The 16,143-nt window shown below is 54.7% G+C and carries 16 protein-coding genes; 12 read left to right on the plus strand and 4 right to left on the minus strand.

Going from position 1 to position 16,143, the window contains the following annotated elements:
- Positions 1 to 129 precede the first annotated feature (129 nt).
- Positions 130 to 1,569 (plus strand): catalase, encoded by a 1,440-nt coding sequence (locus AL01_RS07545; RefSeq protein WP_077396864.1) that lies wholly within the window; start codon positions 130 to 132, stop codon positions 1,567 to 1,569.
- Positions 1,570 to 1,670: 101 nt separating this feature from the next.
- Here the strand turns inward: AL01_RS07545 and AL01_RS07550 are convergent, their stop codons facing one another.
- Together AL01_RS07550 and AL01_RS07555 are read right to left on the minus strand one after the other, a co-directional pair.
- On the minus strand, positions 1,671 to 2,321 hold the full coding sequence (locus tag AL01_RS07550) for a hypothetical protein (protein WP_077396866.1): 651 nt from the start codon (positions 2,319 to 2,321) through the stop codon (positions 1,671 to 1,673).
- A gap of 100 nt (positions 2,322 to 2,421) precedes the next feature.
- Positions 2,422 to 3,123: a pirin family protein gene (locus tag AL01_RS07555; RefSeq protein WP_077396867.1), complete on the minus strand. Its 702-nt coding sequence runs from the start codon at positions 3,121 to 3,123 to the stop codon at positions 2,422 to 2,424.
- A gap of 158 nt (positions 3,124 to 3,281) precedes the next feature.
- On the opposite strand from AL01_RS07555, the gene AL01_RS07560 reads away from it, so the two are divergent.
- Together AL01_RS07560 and wrbA are read left to right on the plus strand one after the other, a co-directional pair.
- On the plus strand, positions 3,282 to 4,199 hold the full coding sequence (locus AL01_RS07560) for a LysR family transcriptional regulator (RefSeq protein ID WP_077396870.1): 918 nt from the start codon (positions 3,282 to 3,284) through the stop codon (positions 4,197 to 4,199).
- Positions 4,200 to 4,353: 154 nt separating this feature from the next.
- Positions 4,354 to 4,950, plus strand: a complete 597-nt coding sequence (gene wrbA, locus AL01_RS07565; protein ID WP_077396872.1) for an NAD(P)H:quinone oxidoreductase — start codon at positions 4,354 to 4,356, stop codon at positions 4,948 to 4,950.
- A gap of 91 nt (positions 4,951 to 5,041) precedes the next feature.
- Here wrbA and AL01_RS07570 read toward each other — a convergent pair whose 3' ends face one another.
- Entirely contained in the window at positions 5,042 to 6,127 is a 1,086-nt protein-coding gene (locus AL01_RS07570) for an A/G-specific adenine glycosylase (protein ID WP_077396874.1), read from the minus strand.
- Between the two features lie 117 nt (positions 6,128 to 6,244).
- On the opposite strand from AL01_RS07570, the gene AL01_RS07575 reads away from it, so the two are divergent.
- Positions 6,245 to 6,799, plus strand: coding sequence for a DUF721 domain-containing protein (locus AL01_RS07575; protein WP_158075954.1), 555 nt, complete (start codon positions 6,245 to 6,247; stop codon positions 6,797 to 6,799).
- Positions 6,800 to 6,865: 66 nt separating this feature from the next.
- Here the strand turns inward: AL01_RS07575 and serB are convergent, their stop codons facing one another.
- Positions 6,866 to 7,759, minus strand: coding sequence for a phosphoserine phosphatase SerB (gene serB, locus AL01_RS07580; RefSeq protein WP_077396878.1), 894 nt, complete (start codon positions 7,757 to 7,759; stop codon positions 6,866 to 6,868).
- A gap of 44 nt (positions 7,760 to 7,803) precedes the next feature.
- On the opposite strand from serB, the gene miaA reads away from it, so the two are divergent.
- The 8 genes from miaA to AL01_RS07625 all read left to right on the plus strand — a co-directional run bounded on the left by miaA (position 7,804) and on the right by AL01_RS07625 (position 16,124).
- Positions 7,804 to 8,787 carry a tRNA (adenosine(37)-N6)-dimethylallyltransferase MiaA gene (gene miaA, locus AL01_RS07585; protein WP_077396880.1) on the plus strand — a complete coding sequence of 328 codons (984 nt, stop codon included), beginning with the start codon at positions 7,804 to 7,806 and terminating at the stop codon, positions 8,785 to 8,787.
- 39 nt (positions 8,788 to 8,826) lie between these two features.
- Complete coding sequence (gene ilvB, locus AL01_RS07590; RefSeq protein WP_077396882.1) at positions 8,827 to 10,605, plus strand: biosynthetic-type acetolactate synthase large subunit; 1,779 nt, start codon at positions 8,827 to 8,829, stop codon at positions 10,603 to 10,605.
- Between the two features lie 138 nt (positions 10,606 to 10,743).
- Positions 10,744 to 11,763, plus strand: coding sequence for a ketol-acid reductoisomerase (ilvC, locus tag AL01_RS07595; protein ID WP_077396884.1), 1,020 nt, complete (start codon positions 10,744 to 10,746; stop codon positions 11,761 to 11,763).
- Positions 11,764 to 11,950: 187 nt separating this feature from the next.
- Positions 11,951 to 12,433, plus strand: coding sequence for an adenosylmethionine decarboxylase (gene speD, locus AL01_RS07600; protein ID WP_077396886.1), 483 nt, complete (start codon positions 11,951 to 11,953; stop codon positions 12,431 to 12,433).
- A gap of 185 nt (positions 12,434 to 12,618) precedes the next feature.
- Positions 12,619 to 13,494 carry a polyamine aminopropyltransferase gene (gene speE, locus AL01_RS07605; protein WP_077396888.1) on the plus strand — a complete coding sequence of 292 codons (876 nt, stop codon included), beginning with the start codon at positions 12,619 to 12,621 and terminating at the stop codon, positions 13,492 to 13,494.
- 24 nt (positions 13,495 to 13,518) lie between these two features.
- Positions 13,519 to 14,352, plus strand: a complete 834-nt coding sequence (panB, locus tag AL01_RS07610; RefSeq protein WP_077396890.1) for a 3-methyl-2-oxobutanoate hydroxymethyltransferase — start codon at positions 13,519 to 13,521, stop codon at positions 14,350 to 14,352.
- A gap of 109 nt (positions 14,353 to 14,461) precedes the next feature.
- Positions 14,462 to 15,604, plus strand: coding sequence for a glycine cleavage system aminomethyltransferase GcvT (gcvT, locus tag AL01_RS07615; RefSeq protein WP_077396891.1), 1,143 nt, complete (start codon positions 14,462 to 14,464; stop codon positions 15,602 to 15,604).
- 217 nt (positions 15,605 to 15,821) lie between these two features.
- Complete coding sequence (locus AL01_RS07625) at positions 15,822 to 16,124, plus strand: putative quinol monooxygenase (RefSeq protein ID WP_077396895.1); 303 nt, start codon at positions 15,822 to 15,824, stop codon at positions 16,122 to 16,124.
- Positions 16,125 to 16,143: the final 19 nt, after the last annotated feature.

Consider the following 16,143-nt stretch of genomic DNA (forward strand, 5'->3'; position numbering starts at 1 on the left):
CCCTCCCGAGGTGAAGGTTGATATCGGACTGGATTAGGACTGTTTATTAGAGAAACAGGATCAATCATTTTCCCTTTTCGGTTGGTATTACCTAACGTCCATAGTCAGATTAAAGGTAGGAGTCCTTACATGTCTGATAAGAACATCATCCGCACGACCGCCGGCGCCCCATGGGTGAGCAACCAGGACAGCAAGTCCGCCGGTCCTCGTGGTCCGCTGCTGCTGGAAAACTATCAGCTGATTGAGAAGCTCGCTCATCAGAATCGTGAGCGTATCCCTGAGCGTACTGTTCATGCAAAAGGCTATGGTGCTCATGGGACGCTGACCATCACCAAGGACATCACAAAGTACAGTTGTGCGTCCATCTTCTCCAAGGTTGGGAAGAAGACGGATATGTTCCTGCGTGCTTCCACTGTGGCTGGTGAGCGTGGTGCTGCCGATGCCGAGCGTGACGTACGTGGTTGGGCACTGAAGTTCTATACCGATGATGGTAACTGGGACTTGGTGGGGAACAACACGCCGGTGTTCTTCATTCGTGATCCTATCAAGTTCCCGGACTTCATCCACACGCAGAAGCGTCATCCCCGCACCAACATGCGTTCCGCTACCGCTGCATGGGATTTCTGGTCCCTCAGCCCGGAGAGCCTGCATCAGGTCACCATCCTGATGTCTGACCGTGGTATCCCCAAGGGTATCCGGAACATGAACGGTTATGGCAGCCATACCTATTCTCTGTGGAATGCCAAGGGTGAACGCTTCTGGGTGAAGTTCCACTTCAAGACACAGCAGGGCCATGAGTTCTACACGAACGAAGAAGCTGCTCAGGTTGTTGCCGGGAACCGTGAATCCACTCAGGAAGACCTGTACGAGAACATCGAGAAGGGGAACTTCCCCAAATGGACGTTCTACATTCAGGTGATGGAAGAGGAAGAGGCCGAGCGCGTCAACTTCAACCCGTTTGACGTGACCAAGGTTTGGTCACACAAGGACTATCCGCTGATCGAAGTTGGTGAGCTGGAGCTAAACCGTAACCCGGATGATTATTTCTCCGAGGTTGAGCAGGCTTCCTTCTCTCCGTCCAATATCGTGCCGGGTATTGGGTTCTCACCGGACAAGATGCTTCAGGGCCGTATCTTCGCTTATGCGGATGCTCACCGCTATCGTGTCGGTACGCATTATGAATCCCTGCCGATCAACCGTCCGAAGATTGCAGTGAAGAACTATCATCTGGATGGTGCGATGCGCTTTGATGCGCCGAAGCGTGGGGATGGTGATTACTACGAGCCGAATTCCTTCGGTGGCCCGGTGGAAGACAAGGCTGCGATGGAACCGCCGCTGCGTGTAAGCGGGGACGCCACATATTACGATCACCGTAGCGATGGCGATGATTTCGCACAGCCTCGTGCTCTGTATAATCTGTTCGATGATGCGCAGAAGCAGCGTCTGTATAACAACATCGCTGGTGCTATGGCCGGTGTGCCGCAGAACATCATCGACCGTCAGCTGGGCCTCTTCGAGAAGATCGACCCTGCTTATGCTGAAGGTGTCCGCAAGGCACTGAAGGGCTGATAGGCTTTTAAATCCACCTTCCGGTTTTTCGGAGGAGGGATATAAAAAAGGTCCTCTGGGTAACCATTCCCGGAGGACCTTTTTTGTGGGTTATGCTCGGCTCAGCCTATCCGGCGAGCTGTGAAATCGTGCATTTGACCAAAAGAGAGGGAGAGTTCCTGTTCTGGCAAAAGTCGGCCAAGCTGGGTGAGTGTATCCAGATGCTCTGCTAGATGGAACGTAACATCCCCCAATGTCAGTTGGTGGGGGCTATTTGGCAGGAAGAAGGCTGGGCCAAGGACGGTCCCGTCATGAGTTTGAATAGTGGCTAGTTCCCGGTCAAACATCATGGCTAACCCGAACAGAGCTTCGGCTGTTAGTGGCAGGAAAACATCATTCTCTGTGATGAGAGAAGCATCGAAATGGACCTCATTCATTTCCGGCCCGATGCCAACCCAGTTTTGAATATCTTCCGAACAACGTAAGGCAATGATGTTCGGCATGATAGGAATGACATCCACGTCCGGCAGAGGAAAGGGGAGAGAAACCTGTTTCCGGAAATGCGCCCTGACGGAGGAATTGTCTTGGTTTTTCTGCGGCAGGGGGGCTTCGAGATGGAGACTCAATCCCGGTACTATTCTGGTGTCGAATAGTTGGCGGACAACCCTGTCATTGAGGGTATCATGACCAAGCATCTGCCCCGTTGTATCCAATAGCCATAGGGGAGGGGGAGGAGATGCGGGTGGTTCGTGATCAGTCTGATGGATGTTCATGAAAAAGGCAGCTCCCTGACAAGATCGCCTACAGGCTTATATGTTCCACGGGAAACATTCCAGAGGTTTGGCCGTTTTTTCAGGCAGGGAGCTTGCTTGATCAGGGAATTGTGTCAACCAGAACTATTTCTGTGTCGTCCAATGCCTCAAGCGTGATGGCTTCTTCCTCGCTGATGGCAGCACCGCTGCGTGTGGTAACGTGCTGTCCGTTTAAAAGAAGACTACCGGATGCGAGAACGAGATATAGCATCCGACCTTTGGCGGGTGTGTAGTGGGAGCGCTGCCCTTTTTGGAGAGTTAGTCCCAGAACACGGGCTTCGGTATGGATGGGCAGAGCTCCTTTATCATCCGCATAGCCGGAGGCCAAAATGGTGAATTGGCCTGTTGTCTCTTGTTTGGGGAAACGTCTTGTCGCCCATGAAGGCTTATGACCTTTTTCTGTCGGAGTGATCCATATCTGAAATATCTGCGTGGGGATGGGTTCGAGGTTGTATTCACTGTGGAAGATACCTGTCCCTGCGGACATAACTTGCACATCCCCGGCTTCGGTCCTGCCTGTGTTGCCGAGGCTGTCTCGGTGCGTAATGGCCCCACGGCGAACATAGGTGATGATCTCCATATCCTTATGGGGGTGAGTATCAAACCCTGTGTTAGGGGCGATGGTGTCATCATTCCAGACACGCAAACGACCCCAGCCCATACGGTTTGGGTCAAAGTAATGAGCAAAAGAGAAATGATGACGTGCATCCAGCCAGCCATGATCAGCATGGCCGAGTTGGGCGAAAGGGCGGATATCAATCATGGTATGAAACCTGCTGTTGTCGAAGATGGCTAAGCATGTAGGAATGGTCCTACTGTTTCATAGGGAAATGAAAGAAAGGCATTGTTGCCATATTTTATAGTATGGTGAGGAGCCGGGTTGTCTTAGCCCACTTCAGGCAAACGCAAAGGGGGTAGAAAATGAAGTTGCCGGATTTCGAGGCTTGGGCAATTTTTGCCAAGGTGGCAGAGCGTGGCTCTTTTTCTCAGGCTGCTAAAGAGCTTCAACTCTCACCGCCGACTGTTTCCAAAGCGGTGAGTCGTCTGGAGGAATCTCTTGGAGCTGCGCTGTTCAGCCGCAACTCTCGGCATATGTCCATTACGCAGGTAGGCCAGCGTGCGCTAGAGCGGGCAAACCGCATGTTTCTGGAAGCAGAACTGGCCGAGAATGAAGTCAGGGGCGGGGGCATCCAGCCTTCTGGACTGATCCGCATGACAGTGCCTACTACTTTTGGCCTTAGGTATGTAGCGGCTGTTTTGCCTTCTTTTCTGGAAGCCTACCCGGAGATTGATGTGTTTGTCAGTTTTACGGACACGTTGGCTGACCTTGTGTTGGAAGGGTACGACCTGGCGATACGGATCGCCACACTTTCTGACTCGGCCCTTAAGGCTCGTAGAATATGTACGGTACGGCGTATTCTTGTGGCCTCGCCAGAGTATTTGAATCGTCTTGGTCGTCCGTCCCACCCGCGAGAGTTGGAAGGCAGGAAGAGCTTTGTTTACGTCAACGGGGATACATGCGGGGTCATTAGATTGACCGAACGACAGACAGGGGAAAGTTATACGCTTTCTCAGTCGGCACGGTTTCAGTCCGATAATGGCGAGGGCTTTCTCCCTGCACTGGAGGCTGGTTTGGGCTTTGGGTTGTTACCGGATTTCATAGTGAGCGACGCCCTTAAGGAGGGGCGGTTGGAAGAAATGATGCCAGCATGGGGGGCAGAGGATATTGCGCTCTATCTTGTTACAACAGGCAATAAACTGCGGCCCCAAAGGGTAAGCCTGCTGATGGATTATTTGGTCAGGCAGTTTGAAGCGCCGTCATGGCGACTACCTGTTTAAGGGGGGAAATCAGGATAGTGCCGGTATGGTTCCTTCAAAAACTGAAAGGCTTTCTTTCTTATTCTGTCATATTCAAGTCCCGGAGGGCACGGTATCCCTGAAGCTAGTTAATGCCTCCGCTAAGTGAGGGGGCTGACCGGAAGGGATGGTTACTATGTCTAAGATTCTCGTGCTGTATTATTCGTCTTATGGCCATGTAGAGACTATGGCTCGTAGTGTTGCTGAGGGTGTGCGTGCTGCGGGCGTGGAAGCCGTTGTAAAACGTGTGCCGGAGCTGGTTCCGGAAGAGGCCGCCAAAGCAAATCATTTCAAGTTGGAGCAGGAAGCTCCGATCGCCACCCCGGCTGAACTTGCTGAGTATGATGGCATCATTGTAGGCGCTCCGACCCGTTTTGGGCGTCTGCCAGCACAGATGGCTAATTTCTGGGATCAGACCGGTGGTCTTTGGGCCAATGGTAAGTTGATCGGTAAGGTTGGTGCTGTATTTACCTCCTCGGCTACCCAGCATGGTGGTCAGGAAACAACGCTTTACTCTCTGATGTCCAATCTGCTGCATCATGGTATGGTCATTAGCGGTCTGCCCTACAGCTTCCAGGGGCAGATGCGGAATGATGAGATTGTCGGCGGTGCTCCGTATGGTGCTACGACCATTGCTAATGGTGATGGCTCCCGCCAGCCAAGCGAGACCGAACGGGCAGGCGCACATTTCCTTGGGGAGCATGTGGCTGGTCTGGTTAAAAAGCTGGCCTGATTTTTCAGTTACTTTCGTTCACGCATAAGACCTTGATGGGGGCCGGTTTCCGGCCTCCATTTTTTTGTGGTCAATGTTCCATGTGAAACAGTTAGCCCGCCACGGGTTTATGGTGCTGCCCGACCAGCAGACATTTTTTCATCACGCTAGAGAGAATGGCTTTTTTAAGTGGACGAAATCGGCCATGTGTCGGGTCAATCGGGTAGTTGCTCTTCTCAGGAAGGGTGCAGCCATAGACACGGATTAACAATGTAAAATGGCTGAAGATGTGTTTTACCTCTCCACAATCCTCCCACTGTGCTTGTATGGGCGCGCACTGGGTAAAGGCCGTTTCCGCTAATTGTGCCGGAGATGGTGTAAAGCGTTCTTCAGACCACGGCGTGCCGGGAAGTTCATCCGTTCCCCCTAGTAATCCCTCCGGCGGACGTGAGCGGAGCAGGACGTTTCCTTCTGAATTAATGATACGGAAGAGAATGGCGTGCCGTGTAGGGCGAGGCTTTTTCTTCTGTCGTGCGGGCAGGGCTTCAGCCATGTTGCGGGCCTTGGCAAGGCAGCACTCCCGCCACGGGCAGGTCAGGCAGGAAGGAGACCGGGGAGAGCAGAGGCTCGCTCCGAGATCGAACAGAGCCTGCGCAAAATCAGAGGGGCGGGCTTGCGCTGCTGGGTCATCATTCAAATGGCTAGCTAGTCGGGCTAGCAGAGGGCGGGATGCAGGCAGAGGGTCTTCCACGGCATTAAGCCGTGCTGTGATGCGCTCCACATTACCATCGACCGGGACGGTGGGAATATTAAAGGCAATGGCTGCAATGGCTCGGGAGGTATAGGCCCCGATGCCGGGGAGTTTCTGTAGGTCCTCAACTGTACGGGGAAAGGCTCCCAACTGATGGACGGCCTGGGCGCAGGCATGGAGGTTCCGTGCGCGGGCATAATAACCTAGGCCGGCCCAAAGCTGGAGAACCTCATCCAGCGGAGCTTCTGCCAGAGCACCGACCGTTGGAAAGTGGCTTAGAAAACGCTCGTAATAAGGAATGACCGTCTGCACGACAGTCTGCTGAAGCATGATTTCACTGAGCCATACGTGATACGGGTCAGCCTGTTGGCCGGGTGCTGCACGCCAAGGTAGTGTGCGGCGATGGCGGTCATACCAGTGGAGAAGAAGGGAAGCATCAGGTGTCACGCCGGTGTCTATGACGAAGAAAAGAGGTCAGGGCAAGGGGAAGGTGTTGAACTGTTTCCGTCCATCCCGGGGATGATGGTATGAAGGCTGTATATGCAGCATGATGGAATGGGACCTATGGCAGACGAGACCAGCAGAAAAAGCCCCGCCCGTTCATCGGCTTCCGGGCAAGGGTGGAAAACGGACGACAAGGGGTGGACTGAACGACGCCGGGGCACAGCCCGTATGATCGGGGCATTTCTACCCTCGCTGACAAAACCCATTTTTCGGAAAAAATCGCCGCTTTATGTCCGGTTGCTTATGGAGTGGGATACGCTGGTTGGCCCTACGCTAGCGGAAGTGAGTGAGCCATGCCGCCTAAGGCCGGGTGTATTGACCATACGCTGTTGCGGTCCGGCGGCGGTAGAAATGCAATATGCAGCTCCCCGTATTCTGGCCAATATCAATACGGCTTATGGCCTCTATGGGGATGAAGCCTTGCAATATATAAAGCTGGTGCAGGATCGGCCCGTCCAACGTAAGCCGTCTCGTCCTCCCCAGAAAAAATGGAAGAATGCCCCCCCAATTCCCGTAAGCGGTATTGAGGATGACGAGCTGAAAGAAACGCTGGAGCGTCTGGGCGGTCATATCCGTGCGAAAAAGCAAGGGACAAAAAAAGCCCGCCACTTTTAAGGGTGGCAGGCTTGGGCCCCGTGCCCTCGGCCTAAGGCGGAAGACACGAGACAATGGGACGGTCTATTAGTCGCTTACGATGTCGGAAGCCTTATAACCTTGTGCGAAGAGGTGTGTCCGCATCCCGGTAAAGTTGACCTGCTGCTCAATCACCTGCCGCACATTCGGCTTGGCGTGGTAAGCAATACCAAGGCCAGCCGCCTTGAGCATGGGGATGTCGTTTGCACCATCACCCGTTGTCAGGCTGGCAGAGAGCTTAACGCCTCGCTCGGCACAGATGGTTTCCAGATGTTCTTTCTTGGCATCCGGGCCGAGAATGTCACCAATCAGCTGACCGGTGATGATGCCATCCTTGATCTCAAGCTGATTGCCGTAGTGCTCATCAAAACCGAGCGTCTTGGCAGCCCGTTCGGTGAACCAGTCAAACCCACCAGAGATGAGGGCCGTGCGTGCGCCATTAGCCTTCATGGTATGCACCAGTTCCTTGATGCCGTCCGTGAAGGGAAGGTGCGCCAGAACGTCCTTCAGCAGGGATTCAGGGTGGCCCTTAAGGCCGATGGTGCGCTTGCGGAGGGATTCATCAAATTCCATCTCGCCATTCATGGCACGTTTGGTGATTTCGGCTACATAGTCACCCGTGCCCGTTGCCTTGGCCAGATCGTCCAGTGTTTCACCATCAAAGATGGTGCTGTCCATGTCGGACACAAGCACGGCTTTGCGGCGGCCACGGGTCTTGGTGAGAATGGCATCGACTTTGTAAGGAGCCAGAGCAGCACGGATTGTTGCAGGCGTGGCATCACCGGGGCCGGGAGGCGGGCAGAAAATGTCAACGGCTTCACCTTCGGACAGAACGACCGGCGGTTCACCTTTGACAAGAGTGCGGGCAATGTCGATCGCCTCTTTGGGAAGAGTCCCATGGCGGCGATTGGCAACAAGAGTCAGAACACAGGGAAGGGACATGACATCTCTCGCTAAAAGATCAGAAGATATGGCAGAATAAGTGTATGAACTCTTCTGAAAACGCCCTCATTGTGGCGGGGCCGACCTGTTCGGGCAAGTCGGCTTTGGCCTTTCATTTGGCAGACCTGTATTGTGGTACGGTCATTAATGCGGATTCCATGCAGGTTTATAGGGAGCTGCGCATCCTCACAGCCCGCCCTAGTGAGGAAGAGGAAGCTGCTATTCCTCATCGTCTGTATGGCGTTTTACCCGCCGCTACGCCTGGTAGCGTAGCGTGGTGGCGGGAACAGGTTCTGGCAGAAATGGCCGCTTGTCGTGAGGCTGGGCGGTTGCCGATCCTCTGCGGTGGAACAGGCATGTATCTTCGGGCATTGACAGATGGCCTTGTGGAAGTGCCCGACCCCGGAGAGGAAGCCCGAAAACAGGCCCGCACTTTGCTGGAAGAGATAGGCCCAGAGGCTCTACACGAAAAGTTGATGCAGGCGGACCCGCAGACAGCCTCTCAGCTTCATAAGCAGGATTCCCAGAGAATAAGCCGTGCGTGGGAGGTTTTCGTAGGAACAGGCCGGGGGCTAGCCTCGTGGCGGGAAGATAAAACCTTGCCAGCTGCACCGTACCGTTTCATTTCGCTGCAGCTGGACCCTCCCCGGGATGAATTGCGGGCTGCCATTGTCCAGCGTTTTGACGCTATGGTGGACGCAGGGGCGTTGGACGAAGTAGCGGCTTTGCGTGAGCAGAACCTGTCGCCCAGCCTTCCGGCTATGCGGGCTCATGGCGTGCCGGAGTTGGGGCAAGTGCTGGCAGGGCAGAGCAGCATGGAAGAAGCCAGACTGGCCGCAACCCGTGCCATTGGCCGTTATACCCGCCGACAAGCGACATGGTTTCGCCACCATAGGTTGAGTCGGGAAGGGGATGGCGAAATAATATTTCAAAGAACTGGCATGAAAGAGTTCTTTTCGAGTAAAAAAATGCAGGAAATTGAATATTTCATATCATCCAGAATTGACGGACCCGTTCCAGAGCGATAGAGCAGAAGCGTTGCGTTAATCGGCAAAAGGACAGATGCCATGCCTGCCAGCGAGACAGCCCCCATGATGGCAACAGGTGCCGAGGTTATTCTGCGCGTTCTCGAGGAAGAAGGTGTGGATGTCATTTTTGGCTATCCGGGTGGGGCTGTCATTCCCATCTATGATGAACTCTTCAAACAGAAGAAGATCCGTCATATTCTGGTGCGGCACGAGCAGGCAGCAACTCATGCAGCTGAGGCCTATGCCCGTTCCACCGGTAAGGTTGGTGTGGTGCTGGTGACCTCTGGCCCGGGCGCAACAAATGCCGTGACAGGCCTGATGGATGCGAAGATGGATTCCATCCCGCTGGTCTGTCTGGCCGGGCAGGTCCCCGTGTCGGTGATCGGTACGGATGCTTTCCAAGAGGCAGACATGGTGAACATCACCAAGCCTGCTACTAAGGCCAGTGTTCAGGTGCGTGAGGCGGCGGCTTTAGCCCCGACCCTGCGGGATGCCTTCGCTCTGGCCCAGTCTGGTCGTCCCGGTCCGGTTTTTGTGGATCTTCCAAAGAACATTACAGCGTCTAAAGCACCTCTGCCTCCCCGTCCTGCGGCGGTGAAGGAAGAGGCAGCCGCAGTGACACCAGATGCACAGGCCATCAGCCGTGCTGTTGAGGCCATGAAGAAGGCGCGCAAGCCTCTGCTTTATGTGGGTGGTGGTGTTGTTAACTCAGGGCTGGAAGCAGCAAAGCTGCTGCGGCAGTTGGCAGAGAAGACGGGTTTTCCCGTGACATCTACCCTGATGGGGCTGGGGGCTTATCCATCTTCCAGCGATCATTTTCTGGGTATGCTGGGAATGCACGGTTCTGTGGAAGCCAATATGGCCGCCCATGACTGTGATGTGTTGATCGCTCTGGGTGCTCGGTTTGATGACCGGGTGACAGGCCGTGTTGATGGCTTCTCGCCTCATTCTTTCAAGATTCAGGCAGATATTGACCCGCGCGAGTTCGGTAAGATCGTGAAGGTTGATGTCATGTTGCAGGGCGATCTGAAAGACACGCTGAAAGCCTTGTTGGCAGGCTGGGGCGATGCGGCAGCACCGGACTTGTCCGGCTGGTGGAAGGAAATCGACCAGTGGCGGGCGGTGAATGGTTTTGGGTTCGAGCAGGATGAGGCCGCTACGGCCAGTATCAAGCCGCAATACGCTATTCATCGCCTGTATGAGAAGGTTAGAGCTGGGGGGCGGGACTGTTTTGTCTCTACCGAAGTTGGCCAGCATCAAATGTGGGCTGCTCAGCATTTTGGCTTTGATGAACCCAATCACTGGCTGACGTCAGGCGGGCTGGGAACCATGGGATATGGGTTGCCGGCCGCTGTGGGTGCCCAGATTGCCCATTCTGATGCACTGGTGATTGATATTGCCGGTGAGGCCTCCACCCTGATGAATATTCAGGAGCTGGGGACGATTGCCCAGTATCGCCTCCCGGTGAAGATTTTCATCTTGAACAACCAGTATATGGGCATGGTGCGGCAGTGGCAGGAGCTGGTTTATGAGTCCCGCTACTCCCATTCCTACAGCGCAGCCTTACCGGATTTCGTGAAATTGGCGGAATCGTTCGGTATTCGTGGTCTGCGGGTCGATGCGAAAGGTGGGCTGGATGAGGCTATCGATACCATGCTGAACCATGATGGGCCGGTCCTGCTGGATGTGCATGTGGAGCAGGAAGAGGGATGCTTCCCGATGATCCCGTCTGGTTCCTCTCATGACCAGATGCTTCTTGGGCCGGGGCGTGTTTTCGGTGGGGCACGGTTGACAGAAGAAGGTAGACATCTCGTCTAAACTTAGAGTTTTTCCGGCTCCTCGGTGCTCTTATGGGTGTGGGGAGTGGGGTTGAGTGTTTTGTGTTGGGGAGTGATCTCCCGTCGGTGCAGGGCAATTTAAGGGTCTGTGCCTGTTGAGTGAGGAAGAGTAAGAGCCATGCGTGTTTATTATGATCGTGATGCAGACATTAATCTGATCTGTGAGAAGAAGGTTGCCATCATTGGTTACGGCAGTCAGGGTCATGCCCACGCCAATAACCTGCGCGACAGTGGTGTGAAGGACATCGTGGTTGCTCTGCGTCCGGAGTCCAAAGCCAAGGCCAAGGCAGAGGCTGCTGGTTTCCGTGTTGTGACGCCTGCTGAAGCAGCCGCTTGGGCCGATGTTGTGATGATCCTGACACCGGATGAAGGCCAGGCCGCTCTGTATAAGGAGCAGCTGGCCCCGAACTTGAAGCCCGGTACAGCTCTGGTGTTCGCTCATGGTCTGGCTATCCATTTCCGCCTGATCGAGCCGACCGCAGATATGGATGTGTTCCTGATCGCTCCGAAGGGCCCGGGTCATACGGTGCGTTCTGAGTATCAGCGTGGTGGCGGTGTGCCTTGCCTGGTAGCCGTGCATCAGGATGCTTCCGGCCATGCTAAGGATGTGGCTCTGGCCTATGCCTCCGCTGTTGGCGGTGGTCGTGCCGGCGTGATCGAGACGAGCTTCCGTGAGGAAGTGGAAACCGATCTGTTCGGTGAGCAGGCTGTTCTGTGCGGTGGTACGATCGAGCTGATCAAGGCTGGTTTCGAGACGCTGGTAGAAGCAGGCTACGCGCCGGAAATGGCCTACTTTGAGTGTCTGCATGAGATGAAGCTGATCGTGGACCTGCTGTATGAAGGCGGCATCTCCAACGTTAACTACTCCATCTCCAACACGGCCGAGTATGGTGAATATGTCAGCGGTCCGCGCGTTGTGACCCCGGCTGCCAAGGATGCCATGCGTGAGGTGCTGAAGGATATTCAGAACGGCACCTTCGTGCGTAACTTCATTCTGGAAAACCAATCTGGCAATGTTGGCTTCAAGGCCTCCCGTGCCCGTGATGAACAGCACCAGATTGAAAAGGTTGGCGCCAAGCTGCGTGAGATGATGCCGTGGATTGCCAAGAATAAGCTGGTTGATAAGACCCGCAACTGAGGTCTTTTTCACAGCCATTTGCGAATGGGGAGGATTTTCCTCCCCATTTTTATTATGGCGACATTTGGGCATTTACTGTCGAAAGGTACAGAATAGAGTTGCGTTAAACGTTATATTCCCTTAGAGGTCACGCTTCCGCTCCTTCATTGGGAAAGGCTGCGGCAATCTGCTGGTTCAGGAGTACGTTATGGACGCACTTGCTCGACTGGGGATGGAATCGGACCTTCCGAGAGATATCCAGAACACTGAGGCAATCGATACGGTCTTTGAGGACTGTAAGGACTTTTTCATTAAGCGTGATGGTATTACCTACGCAGGGAACCATCTTCTCATCGATTTCTGGAACGCTAGAAATCTTGATGACCCCGATCAGATCGACGCTACTTTAAGGCGTGCTGCCGAGGCAGCCGGGGCGACCATTCTTCATGGTCATTTCCATCATTTCACACCTAATGGCGGTGTGTCTGGTGTGCTGGTGCTGGCCGAGAGCCATATTTCCATCCATACATGGCCTGAACGTCATTTCGCCGCTGTTGATATCTTCATGTGCGGTGTGTGCGATCCCAACATGTCCATTCCTGTTATGCAGGAGCTGTTTCAGGCAGGACGTGTGGAGATTGACGCTTTTAGACGTGGGCGTGTCAGCGAGACACGGCATACAGGGCGGTAAGCTGGATTAGGAAAGACCGGGTTTTCTCCCTGTTTTCCCATAGACTATAGTATTGTTCCCGTTCGCTAGCCGGGTCTTTCGGGCTGGGTGTAAAGAACGGGACCGGGGGCTGCGTGCCTTGCTGCCTGTCTCGTAAGGGGAACAGGTGGTAAGGCGTGGCCCTGTAATGAAGAAAGGATGCCGCCATGACATCTGGCACATCTTCTGGAACCTGGTTCAACGAGGCGCTTTATCCCGATTGGGGCCAGCGTTTCAAAGTGGTGAAAGAGCTGGTTCATAAAAAATCGCCATTTCAGGATATCCGCATTTTCGAAAGCAGTAGCCACGGCCGTGTGCTGGTGCTGGATGGCATCGTGCAGATCACCGAACGGGATGAGTTTATCTATCAGGAGATGCTGGCCCATGTGCCGCTCTTTATGCATCCCAACCCCAAGCGTGTTCTTATCATCGGGGCCGGCGATGGCGGTGTGCTGCGCCGTGTCCTCCAGCATGAAACGGTTGAGAAAGCCGTTATGGTGGAGATTGATGGTGATGTGATCGAACTTTCCAAACAGCATCTGCCGATGTTTGGGCAGGATGCGTGGAATGACCCACGGGCTGAGGTCATCGTTGGGGATGGTATTGATTACGTCAAGAAAGCTGGTGATGCTTCCTTTGATGTCATCATCGTGGATAGTACAGACCCGATCGGTGTAGGTGATGTGCTGTTTACGGATGATTTTTATAAGAACTGCGCTCGCATCCTTTCGGATGAAGGGATCATCGTCAATCAGTGTGGCGTCCCCTTCCAGCAGGCTGATGAGCTACGGGAGACAACGGCCCGCCGTGCGAAATTCTTCCCCCATGTTACGGCTTATCTGGCGGCTGTGCCGACCTATGTCGGTGGGTTTATGACGCTGGGTATGGCCAAAAAGGGCACACCGCCCCATAAGCTGGATGTGGCCGAGCTAGCCCGTCGTGCGAAGGGCATCGAGGCAAGCTGCCAGTACTGGACACCAGATGTGCATGTTGCCTCTTTCAGCCTGCCTCCTTATATCGCCCAGAACCTCCCCCGCCCGTAAGGGCCATAGAGAAGGAACCCCACCATGCGCCGGACAACAATCGCAGACTTCCAGAAAATGAAGGATGAGGGTCGGCGGATCGCCATGCTCACAGCCTATGATTATGCCTCGGCCCTTATTGCCGAGCAGGCGGGTGTACCGGTCATTCTGGTGGGGGACTCTCTTGGAATGGTCATGCAGGGGCAGGACACGACCCTGCCTGTGTGTGTGGATGATATGATCTACCACGCCCGCATGGTTATGCGGGGTAGCCATAAAGCTCTTGTCGTGGTGGACCTACCCTTCTTGTCTTACGCAACGGAACAGGATGCGGTGGATGCCGCCCGGCGTGTAATGCAGGAAGGTGGCGGGCAGGCCCTGAAGCTGGAAGGCGGGCGGGAAATTGCCCCGATTGTTCGCCGGCTGACGGAAATGGGGGTGCCTGTTATGGGGCATCTGGGGCTGACACCACAGGCCCAGCATCAGATCGGCTTGCGGGCGCAGGCCAAACAGGTAGAGGCAGCTCGCAAGCTGCTGGATGATGCCCGTGCTTTGGAAGAAGCGGGAGCCTTTGGCATTGTGTTGGAAGTTATTCCGGCTGAATTGGGCGAGCTGGTGTCTCGGTCATTGACCATTCCAACCATTGGGATCGGGGCCGGAGCAGGCTGTGACGGACAGGTTCAGGTCTGGCATGATGTACTAGGTCTTTTTGAGGGGAAATCACCCCGTCATGCTCATCGTTTTGCCGAAGTCGGTGAGCAGATGGTGGGGGCGCTTTCCCATTATGTCCGACAGGTGGAGGAAGGGTCCTTCCCGACACAGGCACAGAGCATCAGCATGAAGCCAGATGTTCTGGAAGCTTTGAAGATGAAGGGTTGATTTCTTCGCTCATGCAGTATGGCGGAGGGTGCGCTCACCCGGATTGTCAGACGGGGATGAAGCTGGCAGAGTGGTTCACTTCCCCCTGTATTTACAGGACGAAAACAGAATGACGGATGAAACATTGAAGCCCAGCCCCCTTCACGCCCTGCATGAAGAGCTGAATGCCACGATGGGAAGCTATGCAGGCTATGCCCTGCCGGAGCATTACCCTTCCGGCATGGAAGTGGAGCATCTCCATACCCGTAAACAGGCGGGGCTGTTTGACATTTCCTTTCTGGGGCAGGTCCGTGTCCGTGCCAAAGAGGATAATGCCGCCATCGCGGCTGAGGCTCTCGAAGCCTTGATGCCGCTGGATATCAAGAGCCTTGAGAAGAACCGGGTCTGTTACGGCCTGTTGACGACCGATCAGGGGGGCATCCGGGATGATCTGGCCATTTCTCGGCAGGAAAATGATTTCCTGCTGATGCTGAACGGCCCGAACCGGGAAGATAATGCCGATTATCTCGAAAATGCCATAGGCGATGATTGCAAACTGATCCGGGAGTTCGACCGGGCCATGTTGTCATTACAGGGGCCGCAGTCGGCGGAAGTTCTTTCCCGTGTTTTGGGGCAGCAGGTCATTGCGGGTATGCGGTATCGGGATAGTGCTGAAGTGCCGTGGGAAGGGGGTAGCATTGTTGTAGCCCGCTTTGGTTATACGGGGATGGAAGGGTTTGATATCTCCATAGCGGCAGAGCAGGCAGAAGCTTTTGCCCGCCGCCTGTTGGCGGACCCAGATGTAGCGCCTGCTGGGCTGGCCACCCGCAATAGCCTGCGTATGGAGGCAGGGTTGTGTCTGTATGGGGCCGATATCGACAAGACCACATCCCCTGTGGAGGCCGCTTTGGTTGGCAGCATTGCTGCTTGTCGCCGGGCCAGTGGGGAGCGGGCTGGCGGTTATCCCGGTGCCCAGACGATTGAGGGGCAGATGGAGCATGGTATCTATCGCCAGCGTGTCGGCCTGCGGCCGCAGGAGGAGGTTCTGTTAGGGGGTGGTGTAGAGCTGTTCTCTGATGAGGAAAGAACCGACCGTGTCGGGCGTGTTACTTCCGGTTGTTTCAGCCCGACTCTGCGGGCCATGATTGCCATGGGGTATGTCACCCCCGCCCATGCGGCAGAAGGGACAACACTGTACGCCACAGATGCGGAAGGGCAGCCTCATAAAGTCATTGTAACGGTTCTGCCTTTCATCCCGCAGACAGGACACTGAACACCAGCAGAAAACAGATGGTGAAGTTTATGAACAGGGCTTTACATGGCCCTGTTTTTTGTTGAGGCTCACTTCATGCAGGGCCCAAGGTATGGCACGGTTCGCAGCTCCTTATTGATGAGGGAGCGGCTGACGGGAATGTGTTTTGCCAGTGGCTGCTTTTGTGCTCAGTGTAATGTTATCAACAGCTGGGCATGGCAACTCAAGGAGAGTCGAGATGAGTGAGACCATCCATATTCTGGCGCTTATTTCCATTTCGGAAGATAAAGCTGCTCAGCTGGAGAAGGCCGTGCAGGTCTGTGCTGGCCATTCGTTGAAGGAAAAGGCCTGTCAGCGTTACGAAATTTCCCGTGATGCTGAGAAAAAGGGTCGCTTCACGGTCTGTGAGATCTGGGCCAGTAAGGAAGGGTTTGAAGCCCATCTTGCTAGTGAGCATTTTGGCCATCTTGCCGGTTTTGCCAAAGAACATGGTGCCGAGCTGGAGGTCATCCGTCAGCAGCCGCTGCATCCCGCATCGTAAGCTGGATTTAGGGAGAATC

Origin of the sequence: Bombella intestini, from assembly GCF_002003665.1 — a bacterium.
Lineage (GTDB): Bacteria > Pseudomonadota > Alphaproteobacteria > Acetobacterales > Acetobacteraceae > Bombella > Bombella intestini.